This is a genomic window from Paraburkholderia sp. JPY465, assembly GCF_050436725.1.
GTDB classification, from domain to species: domain Bacteria; phylum Pseudomonadota; class Gammaproteobacteria; order Burkholderiales; family Burkholderiaceae; genus Paraburkholderia; species Paraburkholderia youngii.
On the sequence record NZ_JBNDMT010000003.1, the window covers coordinates 2427374 to 2442724 of the forward strand.

Below are 15351 nucleotides of genomic sequence, written 5' to 3' on the forward strand. Positions count from 1 at the left end.
CCAACAACAATGTGCCCACAACCACAATGGCCCGCCGCAACGCTTCACGCGTGTTTGCGAAGCCCAATGCGAACCGCTTAAAACGGAGCAAACATGCTCTATCAACTGCACGAATTCAGCCGGGCGATTTTGAGCCCCCTCACCGCCTGGGCCCAGGCCGCATCGAAATCATTTGCGAATCCGGCCAGTCCGTTAGCCTACGTGCCGGGCGCCACGCGCCTGTCCGCCGGCTACGAACTGCTTTACCGGCTCGGCAAGGATTATGAAAAGCCCGAGTTCAACATTCATCAGATCGTTAAAGACGGACATAACATTCCGATCGTCGAGCAGACGATCATCGAAAAGCCGTTCTGCCGTCTGATGCGCTTCAAGCGCTTCGCGGACGACAGCGAAGCCGTCAGCCAGTTGAAAGACGAACCGGTCGTGCTGGTCTGCGCACCGTTGTCAGGACACCACGCCACGCTGCTGCGCGACACCGTGCGCACGTTGCTGCAAGACCACAAGGTCTACATCACCGACTGGATCGACGCGCGCATGGTGCCGCTTGAGGCCGGCTGGTTCGGTCTGAACGACTACATCGCGTATATCCAGGAGTTCATTCGCCATATCGGCGCGAAGAATCTGCACGTGATCTCGGTGTGCCAGCCGACCGTGCCGGTGCTCGCCGCCATTTCGCTGATGGCGAGCCGCGGCGAGGACACGCCGCGCACGATGACGATGATGGGCGGCCCGATCGACGCGCGCAAAAGCCCGACCTCGGTCAATTCGCTCGCCACGCAGCATTCGTACGAATGGTTCGAGAACAACGTGATCTTCACGGTGCCGCCGAACTATCCGGGTACGGGCCGCAAGGTATATCCGGGCTTCCTGCAGCACACCGGCTTCGTCGCGATGAATCCGGAGCGTCACGCGGCATCGCACTGGGATTTCTACCAGAGCCTGCTGCGCGGCGACGAGGACGACGCCGAAGCGCACCGCCGCTTCTACGACGAGTACAACGCGGTGCTCGACATGGATGCCGACTATTACCTCGACACGATCCGCGTCGTGTTCCAGGAATTCCGTCTTGCCGAGGGCACGTGGGTCGTCAACGGCGAACCGGTACGGCCGCAAGACATCACGACGACCGCGCTGTTTACGATCGAAGGCGAACTCGACGACATTTCCGGCGACGGCCAGACCTACGCGGCGCACGACCTGTGCAGCGGCATTGCGGCGAAGAACAAGCGTCACTTCACCGCGGAGAAATGCGGCCACTACGGCATTTTCTCGGGCCGCCGCTGGCGCACGATCATTTACCCGCAATTGCGCGACTTCATTCTCGAGCACAACAAGACCGCAAAAACGGCTAAAGAAAAAGTCGAAGCCTGAGCATTAAACTTGCAACAGCATATAAAAAGCCAACGGTCTCCTTCGAGGCCGTTGGCTTTTTTATCGCGCTTTATTCGTGATACTGATGTTTGGCCGCGGCAATGATCACCGCCGCACGGGCCGTTACTTTCTCAACAGGTACGCGAGCAGCAGTTCGGTATTCATCTGAATCACCTCGCTGCGTTCGGCGGCGCTGCTGAAATCGCGCCCGAGCGTCGCTTCGAGCGTGAAGCGGTTCGACACGATGTAGTAACCCATGCCCGAAAGCGTCACGTAAAAACGCAACGGGTCGACGTTCGTGCGAAACAACCCCGCGCGTTGCCCGCGTTCGAGGATGCCGCCGAGCGTGGCGACGATCGGCGAAATCATTTCGCGTATGCGCGTCGATTTCTGCATGTAGCGTGCTTCATGCAGATTCTCGTTGTTGATGAGCCTCAATAACTCGGGATGATCGCGGTAGTAGTCCCACACGAAATGCGCGAGACGCGTAACCGCCTCGACGGGCGCGACCCCGTTGAGTTCGAGCGTGCGTTCCGCTTCATTGAGTGCGCTGAACGCGTGCTCGAGTACCGCGGTGAATAGCTGCTCCTTGCTACCGAAGTAGTAATAGAGCATTCGTTCATTGGTTTCGGCGCGGCGAGCGATCTGATCGACTCGTGCGCCGAACAGTCCTCCATTTGCAAACTCTTCCGCCGCCGCAAGCAAAATGCGGCGCCTCGTGCCTTCAGGATCTCTTTTGATTTTCGGCTGATTCATGGTGGCATCGTCTTCGTGAGCCGCGTTATCCGGATCGCGCCGCCGGCCTCTCCTCGAGCCTCTTTTTTGGCGGCGTTTAGCGGGCGCGTCGTGGTTGGGAAACACACCCTTTTCTGCGGTCTTTCGAATGAAGCGCTTCGATTATGGCACATGGATTGCGAATGGCAATCCGGGAAATCGGCGATAATGTGCTATTTAGTTCAGGTCGTGCGATCGCACGGCAAACCCCCGCGCCGTAACCGTGACAGACGTCAAAACACTCGCGGATCGCATCGAAGATCTGCTCCCCCAAACGCAATGCACGAAGTGCGGTTATCCCGCATGCCGTCCGTATGCCGAAGCCGTCGCCAGTGGCGAGGCGAACTATAACCAGTGCCCGCCCGGCGGTGCCGAGGGGATCGCGCGCCTCGCCGCGCTGCTCGGCAAGCCGGTGATTCCGCTCAATTCCGCCAATGGCGTCGAACGCCCGCGCCCCTTGGCGGTTATCGACGAACAGGTGTGCATCGGCTGCACGCTATGCATGCAGGCGTGTCCGGTCGACGCGATAGTTGGCGCACCGAAACAGATGCACACCGTGATCGCCGAGCTCTGCACCGGCTGCGACCTGTGCGTGCCGCCCTGCCCGGTCGACTGCATCGCGATGCTGCCCGTGACCGGCCAGGCCACCGGCTGGGATGCATGGAGCCAGAGCGAGGCAGACGCGGCGCGGGCGCGTCATAACCGCCACGAGAGCCGTCTCGCGCGCGAGCGCGACGCCGCCGAAGCGCGTGCTGCGGCGCGGCGAGCCGCGAGTGCGAGCGCGCCGGGGGCGGCCGCGTCGGGCGCGGCTCCAGCGAGCGGCGCGACAACGCCGTCCGAGGCCCCCGCCGCCCCGATCGCGGACGACGCCGAAGCGAAGAAACGCGCGATCATCCAGGCCGCGCTCGAACGCGCGCGCAAGAAGAAAGAAGAAATGGCCGCGAAAGGCCAGGGACCGCTGAACACCGAGAACGTCAGCGCCGACGTGCAGGCGCAGATCGACGCCGCCGAAGCGCGCCGCCGCCGTCTCGGTCTTGCCAGCGGCGACGACACACACGGCTCGGAGCCGTCGTCGAACGAGTCCGATGATTCAAAGCCGCCGTCCGGCTCGCCGCCGAGCGCGCGCTGACCGCCCCCGGCGCAACCTTCCCACCCACACGGACCCGCTCCGCATGAACGCGAACAAACGCCGCGCGATCTACGAAACGCTTCAGAGCCTGAATCCGCACCCGACCACCGAGCTCGAGTACACGACGCCGTTCGAGCTGCTGATCGCGGTGCTGCTGTCGGCACAAGCAACCGACGTGTCGGTCAACAAGGCGATGCGCAGGATGTTCCCGGTCGCGAACACGCCGCAGAAGGTGTTGGAACTCGGTGAGGAAGGTGTCGCGAGCTATATCAAGACGATCGGCCTGTATCGCACGAAGGCGAAGAACGTGATCGCGACCTGCCGCATCCTGCTCGACCAGTACGGCGGCGAGGTGCCCGAGGATCGCGAGGCCCTCGAAGGGCTGCCGGGTGTCGGCCGCAAAACGGCCAACGTGATCCTGAACACCGCGTTCGGCCATCCGACCATCGCGGTCGACACGCACATTTTCCGCGTCGCGAACCGCACCGGCCTCGCGCCCGGCAAGGACGTGCGCGCGGTCGAGGCGGCCCTCGAAAAATTCACGCCCGCCGAATTCAGGAAGGATGCGCACCACTGGCTGATCCTGCATGGACGGTACGTGTGCAAGGCGCGCCGGCCGGAATGCTGGCATTGCGTGATCGAGCCGCTGTGCGAGTTCCGGCCGAAGACTCCGCCGCCCGATCTTTAACGGCGGCCCAGTCGAAACCGCAGACCGCGCAGCGCGCCTGCAGCCCGAACGGCCGCCGCGTAAAATGATGCTTTACACGCGGTGCGCACTGCGTACACACGCCGTCGCGCTCCGCGCACGCCCCACTCCCACGCACCGGTTCCACGATGTTCAATCCCAGCCGCGACGAAGTTCGCCTCTTTTTCACCGACACCTGGCGCAAACAGCGCCAAGGCGAGATTCTGACGCCGCTCGAGGCGATCGCCGCCGATTGGATCGTCGAGCATCCCGAGTATCACGCCGACCTCGCCGACGCCCCCGCTGCCCAGGCGCAGGACTATTCGCCGGAGCGCGGCCAGACCAATCCGTTCCTGCACCTGTCGATGCATCTGGCGATCTCTGAACAACTGTCGATCGACCAGCCGCCCGGCATTCGCGCCGCCCATGAGCGGCTCGCCGCACGCCTCGGCTCGACGCACGAGGCGCAGCACGCGATCATGGACTGCCTCGGCGAAACCATCTGGGAAGCGCAGCGCACCGGCACGCCGCCGGACACGGACGCGTATTTGCAGCGTATCGAACGGCGCGCGACGCGCGACTGAAGCGGCTGGATACCCCGGCTCGATGCCCTCAAAGCAAAACACCCCGCCAAGGCGGGGTGTTTTGCTTTTGAAGCCGCGGCGCGAAACCCGCGCCCTACGCTTACTTCTTCTGCACGAGGTCGCCTTCCAGCGATTCGACGTAAGCGGCGATGTCCTTCATGTCGCCTAGCGACAGGCTCTGCACCTGTGCCTGCATGATCGGGTTGTTGCGGCCGAGGTGCGGATTGCCGGTGCCCATCTGGTACTGACGCAGCGCCCAGTACACATAGTCGGAGTGCTGACCGGCCAGCTTCGGATACTCCGGGCTCACCGGCTTGTTCAGGCCGGGACCGTGGCAGGCCGCGCAGTTATGACTGTCGGCGAGCACCTTGCCGTTGCCCGCGTCAGCCGCGTGCGCGACGTTCGCCATGGCCAGACCGATTACCGCCGCCGCGCCGACGGCCTTGAATACCGTGTGGAGTGCCTGTTGGGGCTTGATCATGAAATCTCCTATCCCGCGAATTGGATGTACTGTGACCGACGCCGATCACTTGTCGGGATTGTTTTTCGAAGCGGCAGTTTGCGCTGCGTAGTAGGCGGCAATGTCGGCAATGTCCTGATCCGACAGCGAGGTCGCGATCGCGTGCATCGTGTCGAAATGGCGGTCGCCCTTCTTGTAGGCGCGCAGCGCGATCTCGAGGTAGGCCTGATTTTGCCCGCCGAGCTTCGGCACGCGGAAAACCTCTGGATAAGCCGTGCGGTATTCAGGGATGCCGTGGCAGCCGATACACATCGCGACCTTGTCCTGGCCCGCCTTGGCGTTGCCTACGACATCCGCTGCCTGCGCACTGACCGCGTACCCCGCGAGCACCGACAGCGCTGCGATCACGACGTGTTTGCCGACGAATTTATTCATAGATGTAACCTGGCTTGAGGGGAAACGGGTGCCCACAAAGGCAGCGGTCCGGCCGTTCTTCTTATAAGGTGGCCACGCAGGCCAAAAAAATCGGGCCCATTGTACCGCGACGCCGCGCCGAACGTCCACAACGCGCGGGAGCCGCGCAACGCCCGTCTGGACGGGCCGCGCGCCCTGCTCGCGGCGGCTTCACGATGACGCCACAGCGGCACCAGCGCGTCTACCCGGCGCGGCTCACACCATACGTGAGCCGGTTTCAGGCCAACAGGCCTTCTGACTTATACTGGGTTTTTTCCCGCACAAGAGCATCTCGCCATGCGTTTCGAAGGCTCATCGCAGTACGTCGCCACCGACGACCTCAAGCTCGCGGTCAACGCCGCGATGACGCTCAAGCGTCCGCTCCTGATCAAGGGCGAGCCCGGCACCGGCAAGACCATGCTCGCCGAGGAAGTCGCCGCCGCGCTCGGCATGCCGCTTTTGCAATGGCACATCAAGTCGACCACCAAGGCCCAGCAGGGCCTGTACGAATACGACGCGGTGTCGCGTCTGCGCGATTCGCAGCTCGGCGACGAACGCGTGAAGGACATCCGCAACTACATTGTCAAGGGCGTGCTGTGGCAGGCGTTCGAATCGGACGAGCAGAGCGTGCTGCTGATCGACGAGATCGACAAGGCCGACATCGAATTCCCGAACGACCTGCTGCGCGAACTCGACCGCATGGAGTTCTACGTGTACGAGACGCGCGAGTTGGTGCGCGCGAAGCATCGCCCGCTCGTGATCATCACGTCGAACAACGAGAAGGAACTGCCCGACGCGTTCCTGCGCCGCTGCTTCTTTCACTACATCAAGTTTCCGGACGCGACGACGATGCAGCAGATCGTCGACGTGCACTACCCCGGCATCAAGAAGGATCTGCTCGCCGCCGCGCTGCAGAGCTTCTTCGAACTGCGCAACGTCGCCGGGCTGAAGAAGAAGCCGTCCACCTCCGAACTGCTCGACTGGCTCAAGCTGCTGCTCGCCGAAGACATTCCGCCCGAAGCGCTGCGCTCGGCCGACCACAAGCAGATCGTGCCGCCGCTGCACGGCGCGCTGCTGAAGAACGAACAGGACGTGGGCCTGTTCGAGCGGCTGCTGTTCATGAACCGCAACAACCGTTGAGCGCCCCCGCGCCGCAGGCCCTAGCATGCTGATCGACTTCTTCTACTCGCTGCGCGCCGCCAAGCTGCCGGTCTCGGTGAAGGAATACCTGACACTGCTCGAAGCGCTAAAGGCCAACGTGATCGCGCCGTCGCTCGACGAGTTCTACTACTTGTCGCGCATCACGCTCGTGAAAGACGAGCAGTACTTCGACAAGTTCGACCAGGCGTTCGGCGCCTTTTTCAACGGTGTCGCGGCGAGCTCGGAGCTCGCGTTCGAGATTCCGCTCGACTGGCTGAAGAAGCAGCTGCAACGCGATCTGTCGCCCGAGGAAAAAGCGCAGATCGAAGCGATGGGCGGCATCGACAAGCTGATGGAGCGTCTGAAGGAACTGTTCGACGAGCAGAAGGAGCGCCACGAGGGCGGCAACAAATGGATCGGCACGGGCGGCACGTCGCCGTTCGGCAACGGCGGCTATAACCCCGAGGGGGTGCGCATCGGCGGCGACGCGGCCGGCAATCGCACCGCCGTCAAGGTCTGGGAAGCGCGCGCGTATCGCGACTACGACGACCAGGTCGAAATCGGCACACGCAACATCAAGGTCGCGCTGCGGCGCTTGCGCCGCTTCGCGCGCGAAGGCGCCGCGGAAGAACTCGATCTGCCCGACACGATCCGCAGCACCGCCGCGAACGCCGGCTGGCTCGATCTGAAGATGGTGCCCGAGCGGCACAACAACGTGAAAGTGCTGATGCTGCTCGACGTCGGCGGCTCGATGGACGATCACGTGAAGCGCACCGAGGAGCTGTTCTCCGCCGCGAAGGCCGAGTTCAAGCACCTCGAGTTCTACTACTTCCACAACTGCGTGTACGACTTCCTGTGGAAGAACAACCGCCGCCGCCACGCCGAGCGCACGCCCACGTGGGACGTGCTGCACAGGTTCACGCCGGACTACAAGCTGATCTTCGTCGGCGACGCGACGATGAGCCCGTACGAAGTGTTGCAGCGGGGCGGCTCGGTCGAGTACAACAACGCCGAGGCCGGCGCCGTATGGCTGCGCCGGCTCGCCGATCACTTCCCGCACTTCGCGTGGCTGAACCCCGAACCGGAAGCACTGTGGCCGTATCGGCAGTCGGTCAGCGCGATACGCGAAGTGCTGGGCCACCGCATGTATCCGCTGACGCTCGCGGGCCTGGAGACGGCCATGCGGGTGCTGAGCAAGTAACGCCCGTCGTTCCGGAACCCGCGTCCCGACGCTTCAACTTCCACAACAACAAAGCCTTCGCATGAGTTCGTCCCCGTCGCCCCAGCTGTCCCCCGCCGCCGCGCCGCAGAGGCGCTTCAATCCGCTCGCCGATACGTCGCTGTCGACGATCGTCGCGGGCTTCGTCGCGGCGATGACCGGCTACACGAGCTCGCTCGTGCTGATGTTCCAGGCGGGCCAGGCCGCGCATCTGAGCGACGCGCAGATTTCGTCGTGGATCTGGGCGCTGTCGATCGGCATGGGCCTCTGTACGATCGGCCTGTCGCTGCGCTTTCGCGCGCCGATCGTGATCGCGTGGTCGACGCCGGGCGCGGCGCTCCTGGTGTCGTCGCTGCCGCATGTCGAGTATGCGCAGGCCATCGGCGCGTTCATCTTCTGCGCGGCGCTGCTGACGCTGGTCGGCGTCACCGGCTGGTTCGACGCGCTGATGAAGCGGATTCCGTCCGGCCTCGCGGCGGCGCTGCTCGCGGGCATCCTGTTCGAAATCGGCATCGAGATTTTCCGCGCCGCGCAGTACCAGACCGCGCTCGTGCTGACGATGTTCTTCACCTACCTGATCGTCAAACGGTTTGCGCCGCGTTACGCGATTCCGAGCACGCTCGTGGTCGGCACGGCAGCCGCCGGCGGCCTCGGGCTGCTCGACTTCAGCCACTTTCACGTCGCGCTCGCGCATCCGGTGCTGACGATGCCGTCGTTTTCGGTGGCGGCGTGCGTGAGCATCGGCATTCCGCTGTTCGTGGTCGCGATGGCCTCGCAGAACGTGCCGGGCATCGCGGTGCTGCGCGCCGACGGCTATACGACCCCGTCCGCGCCGCTGATCGCGACGACCGGCGTCGCGTCGCTGCTGCTCGCGCCGTTCGGCTCGCACGGCATCAATCTTGCGGCGATCACAGCGGCGATCTGCACCGGCCCGGAAGCGCACGAAAACCCCGCGCGCCGCTACACGGCGGCGGTATGGGGCGGCATTTTTTATCTGCTCGCGGGCGTGTTCGGCGCGACGATCGCCGCGCTGTTCGCGGCGTTTCCGAAGGAGCTGGTCGTCTCTGTCGCGGCGCTCGCGCTGTTCGGCTCGATCATGAGCGGCCTCGCCAATGCGATGCACGATACGCGGCAGCGCGAGGCGGCGCTCGTCACGTTCATGGTGACCGCCTCGGGGCTCACGCTGCTGTCGATCGGCTCGGCGTTCTGGGGGCTCGTCGCCGGCGTGATCACGCAAGTCGTGCTGAACGCGCGCCGCGTGTGAACGGAACACCGCGCCCGGCTGTCCGTACCCGGTGTTCATGCCGTCCTCGGCGATCCGCCATAGAATAGATGTATCCGGCAGCGTTTCCCGGCGCCATCGCGGGACGCGCTGCGGCTTGACCCGCGGCCGCCGGCGCCGGCTGATTGCTGTGTTTTGTCCAGCCGGCGCGGTGGCATCCTCATTTCTCCTGAACCACGGCGCACATGCGCCCTGAAGGCCCGAACATGACAACCGCACTCGACCAACTCAAGCAATACACCACCGTGGTGGCCGACACTGGCGACTTCCAGCAGCTCGCGCAGTACAAGCCGCGCGATGCGACCACTAATCCGTCGCTGATTCTGAAGGCCGTGCAGAAAGACGACTACCGGCCGCTGCTCGAAAAGACCGTGAAGGCGCATGCGTCGAAGCCGGTCGGTGCGATCATCGACCAGTTGCTGATCGCGTTCGGCACCGAAATCCTGAAGATCATCCCCGGGCGGGTGTCGACCGAAGTCGACGCGCGCCTGTCGTTCGACATCGAAGGTTCGATCAAGAAAGCCCATGAACTGATCGCGCTGTACAAGGAGCACGGCATCGAACGCGACCGCGTGCTGATCAAGCTCGCATCGACGTGGGAAGGCGTGCGCGCGGCCGAGGTGCTGCAGAAGGAAGGCATCAGCTGCAACATGACGCTGCTGTTCTCGCTCCCGCAGGCTGCCGCCTGCGCGGAAGCCGGCGCGCAGCTGATCTCGCCGTTCGTCGGCCGCATCTACGACTGGTACAAGAAGAGCGCCGGCAGCGCGTGGGACGAAGCGAAAGACGGCGGCCCCAACGATCCGGGCGTCAAGTCGGTGCGCCGCATCTATGCGTACTACAAGAAGTTCGGCTACAAGACCGAGGTGATGGGCGCGAGCTTCCGCACGACCTCGCAGATCCTGGAACTGGCTGGCTGCGATCTGCTGACGATCAGCCCGGACCTGCTGCAAAAACTGCACGACAGCACCGACAAGATCGAGCGCAAGCTGTCGCCGGAGGCATCGCACCAAGCGGACATCGAGCGCGTGCCGGTCGACGAAAAGTCGTTCCGCTTCCTCGTCAACGACGACGCGATGGCGACCGAGAAGCTCGCCGAAGGCATCCGCACGTTCGCCGCGGACGCAATCAAGCTGGAAAAGCTGATCGACACGCTGCGCTGAGGTGCCGCGGGCGACGGACGTGGCTGGCTGAGTGACTTTCACGTTCGCGCTCGCCGCGCTGCGCCCGCTCCGCTCGAAAGCCATCCATGACAGGCGGCGCTGAACCTCACGGCTCAGCGCCGCTCCCCGTTTACGCCGCGACTACAATCGACTGCACGCCCCTCCCCGCCCGAGCTGGCGAGGACCGACGGCGCCCGCCCAACGCCTGACCCAAGGAGACGATCATGTACGTTCAGCCCTACGTGTTCTTCAACGGCCGTTGCCAGGAAGCGCTCGACTACTACACCGACAAACTCGGCGCCCAGGTGACCTTCAAGATGCTGTTCAAGGACGCGCCACCCGATGCGCAAAACCCGCCCCGCCCCGAGCTCGCCGACAAGATCATGCACGCGAACGTGCAGCTGGGCTCGAGCACGTGGATGGCTTCCGACGGCAACTGCGATCCGGCGGCCGGCCCGTTCAATGGCTTCAGCCTGTCGCTGACCGTCGAAGACAGCGCGTCGGCGGAAAAATGCTTCAACGCGCTCGCCGATGGCGGCCAGGTCGTGATGCCGTTCCAGCCAACGTTCTGGAGCAAGGGCTTCGGTATGGTGGTGGATCGCTTCGGCATGATGTGGATGGTCACGCTGCCGCAGCAGGCTTGAGGCTTCGCGGCCGAGCCTTTGGGTTCGACCGCTCGACCACCTACCCGCCACGCGTCGCCCGCTCGTGCCGCTCGATGTTCCAGTTCGGCTCGGTCTCCAGCAATAGCGCACGCAGCCGGTCCACCCGCTCCGCGAGCCGCTGACCGAGCCAGTACGGCCCTTGCCAGTCGGGCGGCAACGCGGTGGTCACGTCGCCATGCCCCTTCGCGAGCGGCGCCGCGGCCGGAATGCCGAAGCGCGACGGACGGCCGAAGCGCAGCCCGCGCGCGGTGGACAACAGGATCGCGCGCACGGCCCGCACCTCGGCGCCGCACTGCGCTGCATAGGCGCTGCGCGCGGCGGCGGCGGCGTTCATCAGCGGCCCGGTGGCCAGCAGCTCGAGCGAGCTGAGCACTGAGCGATGCAGTCGCTGGATCTCCTCGAGCCTCGACTGCGGCACGTCGATTTCCTTTGCGACCGACGGCATCAACGAGCGCAGTTGCACGAGCCGCTTGTTGATCCGCAGAAAGCGCTTGACCTGCTCTTCTTCGGTGATCGTCTCGCCGTCGAGCAGGCGCGCGTAGATGCCAGCGCATTCGCGCAGATTGGCGGCCAGCCCGTAGCGCCACGAATACGTTGCGTGCAGCGGAAACGCGAACGAAAACGCCAGCGCGATCACGATGCCGATCAGCACGTTCAGCGTGCGCCACAGGCCGACATCGATCAGGTTGTCGCCGTGGCCCGCGACGATGCACATCGTGATCGCGGTCAGAAGCCCGATATAGCCGGACGAGCCGATCGCGAACCACGCGCAGATCGACGCGATGATCGCCTCCAGCACATAGGTGAGCGGCAGCGAGCCAATGAAGTTCTGCTGCACGATCAGCAACAGGCCGATCGACGCACCGAGCAGCGTACCGGCCGCGCGTTCGGCCGCCTTCTTGCGGATATTGCCGTGATGCTGCAAGCCGCCGATCACCACCAGCAGCGTCACCGACGACCAGATGCCGTGCGGGATATCGATTCCGGTCGTCGCCAGAATCGACACCAGCATCGCGAGGCCGACGCGCAGGCTATGCAGCACCTTCGCGTGGCGGTACCGGTAATACGGCGACGTGACCGCGCGCACCATCCGGCTCAGCGCCGCGCGGCGGGGGATCACAGTGGGAGTATCGGCAGCAGCCATGGTGGGGCGCGGCAAACGCGTGAAAGGACGGTTCCGCTATCCTGCCCTGGAGTACCCCGCAAACACAAACGCCCGCCGACTCGCGTCGGCGGGCGTTGCGTGTTTCAGACCGTAACGTTGCAGCCGGAATCAGCCTTCGACGACGTCCAGGTAGTCCTCCGGACGGGTGCGGTCCTCGGCGCGCTGCATGCCCACCGCGCGCACGATCAGGCTCACGACCACCGACACCACGAGGTTCACGATCAGCGACCACACCGCCGCATAGCCCGGAATCGCCATGCCGAACAGATGGATCGTGAAGATCGAGCCCGCGAGGTTCAACGAAATCGCCATCCACGTACCGGTCGCGATGCCTGCCGCCCAGCCGAGCAGCAGACCCCGATAGTCGAGCACCCGCGTGTAGAGACCGAGCACGATGGCCGGCAGCGTCTGGATGATCCAGATCCCGCCGAGCAGCTGCAGCTGGATCGCGTAGGTCAGCGGCAGACCCAGAATGAACGCAACCGCGCCGACCTTGACGATCAGCGACACCAGCTTCGCGACATTGGTCTCCTGCTCGTGCGTCATGTTGCGGTTGATGAACTCCTTGTGCACGTTGCGCGTGTACAGGTTCGCCGCCGCGATCGACATGATCGCCGCCGGCACCAGCGCGCCGATACCGATCGCCGCGAACGCGACGCCGACGAACCACGATGGGAAGAAGTGCAGGAACAGCGCCGGCACTGCGAAGTTCGGGCCGAAGGCCTTGAAGTACGGCGCAAACTCGGGCATGTCCTTCACGCCGGCCGCGAGCGCCATGAAGCCGAGCAGCGCGAGCAGGCCCAGCACCAGCGAATACGCCGGCAGCAACGCCATATTGCGGCGGATCGTGTTGCCCGACTTCGACGACAGCACCGCGGTAATCGAGTGCGGGTACAGGAACAGCGCGAGCGCCGAACCCACCGCGAGCGTCGCGTACGCGCTATAGCCGTTCAGGCTCGACACGTCCGGCGACTTCAGCAGCAGCTTGGCCGGTGGCACCGCGCCGAAGATATGGCCGAAGCCGCCCAACTGCGGCGGAATCACGATGATCGCGGCGAAGATCGTCACGTAGATCAGAATGTCCTTGACGACCGCGATCATTGCCGGCGCGCGCAGGCCCGACGTGTACGTGTACGCCGCGAGGATCGCGAACGCGATGATCAGCGGCAGATCGCCGACGAAGCCGGTGGTGTCGAAACCGAGCGCGCCGATCACCACTTCGATACCGACCAGCTGCAGCGCGATGTACGGCATCGTCGCGACGATGCCGGTCACGGCGACCGCGAGCGCCAGCATGCGGCTACCGTAGCGGGCCGACACGAAGTCCGCCGACGTCACGTAGCCGTGGCGCTTCGCGATGCTCCACAGCTTCGGGAACACGACGAACGCGAACGGATAGATCAGGATCGTGTACGGCAGCGCGAAGAAGCCGGTTGCGCCCGCGCCGAACACGAGCGCCGGCACCGCGATGAAGGTGTACGCGGTGTACAGGTCGCCGCCGAGCAGGAACCACGTGACGATCGTGCCGAAGCGCCGGCCGCCGAGACCCCACTCTTCGAGATGCGCGAGATCGCCGCGCCGCCAGTGGGCCGCGACGAAACCGAGAATCGTGACGCCGATGAAAAACAGAACGAAGACGAAAGTTGCAATGGGGTTCATCGTTGTGCGCCCCCGTTCGGGCGACCCGTATAGCGGGACTTGGTCTTCACATAGACGAACGCGGTGATGACCGCGCTGATCAGCACCCACAGCAGCTGGTACCAGTAGAAGAACGGGAAATCGAACAGCTGCGGCTCGATCCGGTTGTAGGACGGCACCCAGATCATCGCGATCCACGGTAGCAGCAATAGCCAGAGCCAGTGCTTGCTGGCTTTCTTCACGTCGGCGTCGTGAGCCATGACGTCTCCTGTTTTTTCCTATTTTGAATTTATCTGCCCGTGGTCGACGGGAGGAGGAACTCAGCGGGTGGTCGTCCCGCGGTCCGCCACGGGCTCCCCGAAAGCCTCGAAAGAGTATAGGAGTGGCGAACGCCCGGTCAAGCCGGGGCGACCCCGAGGCACATTGGCGTCCAACGATGCAGACTGGATGACGCCGCAGCATCGACGTGAAAAAAATACCGGAAGCAAAACGGCCGTGCCGACTGATACGCCGGCACGGCCGTCTGATTCTCCGTTCACGGACGGGAATTCAGCGCTCAGATCGCAAACGATGCGCCCGTTTGCCCCGTCGATTCGCGCAGGCCCTTGATCCACTTGCGCGCCGGCAAGCCGAGCTCGGCTTCGATCAGCTTCGCGCGCGCGTCGAGCGCGGCGAACGGCACGTCGAGCGCGGGGCCCGAGAACGCGATCGCGATGCGGTTGCCGTCGTGCACTTCGGGCAGCGCGACGACGCGGCCGTCGAAGGCTTCGTTCAGGCGCTTCATGTTGCGCACGAAGCTCGGGTGATCGCCGAACAGATTCACCGTGACGATGCCCGCGTCGGTCAGACACGCGCGCGCCGCGCGGTAAAAGCCGACGCTGTCGAGCACCGGGCCGCGCGCGGTCGCGTCGTAGACGTCGATCTGCAGCGCGCCGATGGTGCCGTGGTTCGCGCTCTCGTTGACGAAGTCCCACGCGTCGGTTTCGTGCACGGTCAGGCGCGCATCGTCGGGCGGCAGTTCGAACATCGTGCGCGCGGCCACCACGACCGCCGGATTCAGCTCGACGGCCTCGACCTTCGCGCTCTTCAGGAAGCGATGCGCGAACTTGGTCAGCGCCGCCGCGCCGAGCCCGAGCTGCACGATGCGCTTCGGCGTTTCGAGGAACAGCAGCCAGGCCATCATCTGCTGCGCGTATTCGAGTTCGATGTGATCCGGCTTGCGCAGGCGCATCGCGCCTTGCACCCATTCCGTGCCGAAATGCAGGTAGCGCACGCCGCCCTCTTCGGAGAACGTCACCGGTGCGAAGCGCGGCTTGCGCGGCGCTTCGATTTGCGGCGCGTCGTGAAGCTCATGATCGACGGCGCGGTTCGCGTTGCGCGCGGTTTTTGGCGCCTGTCTGGGCGCCATTTTCTGCTTACCGCCGATGGCTTCGGCGTCCCGGTTACGGAAAGCGCGCGCCTCGGCCGAAGCGCGCTTGATCAGTTTCGTCATGTGTGGATGTCGCGCCGCGGGCGCATGATTTTTGGTCGACCGAGAGCATAGCATTCGCGGCGCGCACGATCGCTCCGAGCCGCCCGCCGGCGGCCCGTGCGCACATCAGCACATCAGCACATCAGCTCACTTCA

16 protein-coding genes are annotated in these 15351 nt (G+C 64.4%); 9 read left to right on the forward strand and 7 right to left on the reverse strand.

Going from position 1 to position 15351, the window contains the following annotated elements; genetic code table 11:
* Positions 1-93 precede the first annotated feature (93 nt).
* The gene (locus tag QFZ94_RS25900) at positions 94-1371 is read left to right on the forward strand and encodes a polyhydroxyalkanoate depolymerase (RefSeq protein WP_184227669.1); all 1278 of its coding nucleotides are present in this window, start codon (positions 94-96) and stop codon (positions 1369-1371) included.
* Between the two features lie 123 nt (positions 1372-1494).
* Here the strand turns inward: QFZ94_RS25900 and QFZ94_RS25905 are convergent, their stop codons facing one another.
* Positions 1495-2127 (reverse strand): TetR/AcrR family transcriptional regulator, encoded by a 633-nt coding sequence (locus QFZ94_RS25905; RefSeq protein ID WP_042327581.1) that lies wholly within the window; start codon positions 2125-2127, stop codon positions 1495-1497.
* 241 nt (positions 2128-2368) lie between these two features.
* On the opposite strand from QFZ94_RS25905, the gene rsxB reads away from it, so the two are divergent.
* From rsxB to QFZ94_RS25920, 3 genes are all read left to right on the forward strand, one after another.
* Entirely contained in the window at positions 2369-3274 is a 906-nt protein-coding gene (rsxB, locus tag QFZ94_RS25910; RefSeq protein WP_429460479.1) for an electron transport complex subunit RsxB, read from the forward strand.
* A gap of 43 nt (positions 3275-3317) precedes the next feature.
* On the forward strand, positions 3318-3962 hold the full coding sequence (nth, locus tag QFZ94_RS25915; RefSeq protein ID WP_368587380.1) for an endonuclease III: 645 nt from the start codon (positions 3318-3320) through the stop codon (positions 3960-3962).
* A gap of 146 nt (positions 3963-4108) precedes the next feature.
* Positions 4109-4543 carry a DUF1841 family protein gene (locus QFZ94_RS25920; protein WP_013088846.1) on the forward strand — a complete coding sequence of 145 codons (435 nt, stop codon included), beginning with the start codon at positions 4109-4111 and terminating at the stop codon, positions 4541-4543.
* A gap of 100 nt (positions 4544-4643) precedes the next feature.
* Here the strand turns inward: QFZ94_RS25920 and QFZ94_RS25925 are convergent, their stop codons facing one another.
* On the reverse strand, positions 4644-5024 hold the full coding sequence (locus tag QFZ94_RS25925; protein WP_368587379.1) for a c-type cytochrome: 381 nt from the start codon (positions 5022-5024) through the stop codon (positions 4644-4646).
* Between the two features lie 45 nt (positions 5025-5069).
* On the reverse strand, positions 5070-5438 hold the full coding sequence (locus tag QFZ94_RS25930; protein ID WP_013088844.1) for a c-type cytochrome: 369 nt from the start codon (positions 5436-5438) through the stop codon (positions 5070-5072).
* A gap of 315 nt (positions 5439-5753) precedes the next feature.
* Between QFZ94_RS25930 and QFZ94_RS25935 the strand changes: the two genes are divergently transcribed.
* The 5 genes from QFZ94_RS25935 (at position 5754) to QFZ94_RS25955 (ending at position 10901) form a co-directional block, all read left to right on the forward strand.
* Complete coding sequence (locus tag QFZ94_RS25935; protein WP_176109203.1) at positions 5754-6596, forward strand: AAA family ATPase; 843 nt, start codon at positions 5754-5756, stop codon at positions 6594-6596.
* Positions 6597-6621: 25 nt separating this feature from the next.
* Positions 6622-7797, forward strand: a complete 1176-nt coding sequence (locus QFZ94_RS25940) for a vWA domain-containing protein (RefSeq protein ID WP_429460482.1) — start codon at positions 6622-6624, stop codon at positions 7795-7797.
* 61 nt (positions 7798-7858) lie between these two features.
* Positions 7859-9079: a benzoate/H(+) symporter BenE family transporter gene (locus QFZ94_RS25945; protein WP_368587377.1), complete on the forward strand. Its 1221-nt coding sequence runs from the start codon at positions 7859-7861 to the stop codon at positions 9077-9079.
* A gap of 224 nt (positions 9080-9303) precedes the next feature.
* Complete coding sequence (tal, locus tag QFZ94_RS25950; protein WP_368587376.1) at positions 9304-10257, forward strand: transaldolase; 954 nt, start codon at positions 9304-9306, stop codon at positions 10255-10257.
* Positions 10258-10481: 224 nt separating this feature from the next.
* The gene (locus QFZ94_RS25955) at positions 10482-10901 is read left to right on the forward strand and encodes a VOC family protein (protein WP_429460486.1); all 420 of its coding nucleotides are present in this window, start codon (positions 10482-10484) and stop codon (positions 10899-10901) included.
* Between the two features lie 40 nt (positions 10902-10941).
* On the opposite strand, the gene QFZ94_RS25960 is transcribed toward QFZ94_RS25955, so the two are convergent.
* The 4 genes from QFZ94_RS25960 to QFZ94_RS25975 form a co-directional block, all read right to left on the reverse strand.
* Entirely contained in the window at positions 10942-12066 is a 1125-nt protein-coding gene (locus QFZ94_RS25960; protein ID WP_429460488.1) for an FUSC family protein, read from the reverse strand.
* Positions 12067-12195: 129 nt separating this feature from the next.
* A complete protein-coding gene (mctP, locus tag QFZ94_RS25965; RefSeq protein WP_429460490.1) occupies positions 12196-13746 on the reverse strand; it encodes a monocarboxylate uptake permease MctP in 1551 nt (516 codons plus the stop codon).
* Entirely contained in the window at positions 13743-13985 is a 243-nt protein-coding gene (locus QFZ94_RS25970) for a DUF3311 domain-containing protein (protein ID WP_176366947.1), read from the reverse strand. Before QFZ94_RS25970 ends, mctP begins: the two co-directional genes overlap by 4 nt.
* Positions 13986-14281: 296 nt before the next feature.
* A complete protein-coding gene (locus QFZ94_RS25975) occupies positions 14282-15217 on the reverse strand; it encodes a spermidine synthase (RefSeq protein ID WP_368587372.1) in 936 nt (311 codons plus the stop codon).
* Positions 15218-15351: the final 134 nt, after the last annotated feature.

What these genes read in the sequence shown, in the direction of transcription:
- tal (WP_368587376.1), top strand. Translation starts at nt 9,304, where the DNA reads ATGACAACCGCACTCGACCAACTCAAGCAATACACCACCGTGGTGGCC.
- QFZ94_RS25970 (WP_176366947.1), bottom strand. Translation starts at nt 13,985, where the DNA reads ATGGCTCACGACGCCGACGTGAAGAAAGCCAGCAAGCACTGGCTCTGG.
- QFZ94_RS25940 (WP_429460482.1), top strand. Translation starts at nt 6,622, where the DNA reads ATGCTGATCGACTTCTTCTACTCGCTGCGCGCCGCCAAGCTGCCGGTC.
- QFZ94_RS25960 (WP_429460488.1), bottom strand. Translation starts at nt 12,066, where the DNA reads ATGGCTGCTGCCGATACTCCCACTGTGATCCCCCGCCGCGCGGCGCTG.
- QFZ94_RS25945 (WP_368587377.1), top strand. Translation starts at nt 7,859, where the DNA reads ATGAGTTCGTCCCCGTCGCCCCAGCTGTCCCCCGCCGCCGCGCCGCAG.
- QFZ94_RS25975 (WP_368587372.1), bottom strand. Translation starts at nt 15,217, where the DNA reads ATGACGAAACTGATCAAGCGCGCTTCGGCCGAGGCGCGCGCTTTCCGT.
- QFZ94_RS25935 (WP_176109203.1), top strand. Translation starts at nt 5,754, where the DNA reads ATGCGTTTCGAAGGCTCATCGCAGTACGTCGCCACCGACGACCTCAAG.
- nth (WP_368587380.1), top strand. Translation starts at nt 3,318, where the DNA reads ATGAACGCGAACAAACGCCGCGCGATCTACGAAACGCTTCAGAGCCTG.
- QFZ94_RS25920 (WP_013088846.1), top strand. Translation starts at nt 4,109, where the DNA reads ATGTTCAATCCCAGCCGCGACGAAGTTCGCCTCTTTTTCACCGACACC.
- QFZ94_RS25905 (WP_042327581.1), bottom strand. Translation starts at nt 2,127, where the DNA reads ATGAATCAGCCGAAAATCAAAAGAGATCCTGAAGGCACGAGGCGCCGC.
- QFZ94_RS25900 (WP_184227669.1), top strand. Translation starts at nt 94, where the DNA reads ATGCTCTATCAACTGCACGAATTCAGCCGGGCGATTTTGAGCCCCCTC.
- mctP (WP_429460490.1), bottom strand. Translation starts at nt 13,746, where the DNA reads ATGAACCCCATTGCAACTTTCGTCTTCGTTCTGTTTTTCATCGGCGTC.
- QFZ94_RS25955 (WP_429460486.1), top strand. Translation starts at nt 10,482, where the DNA reads ATGTACGTTCAGCCCTACGTGTTCTTCAACGGCCGTTGCCAGGAAGCG.
- QFZ94_RS25930 (WP_013088844.1), bottom strand. Translation starts at nt 5,438, where the DNA reads ATGAATAAATTCGTCGGCAAACACGTCGTGATCGCAGCGCTGTCGGTG.
- QFZ94_RS25925 (WP_368587379.1), bottom strand. Translation starts at nt 5,024, where the DNA reads ATGATCAAGCCCCAACAGGCACTCCACACGGTATTCAAGGCCGTCGGC.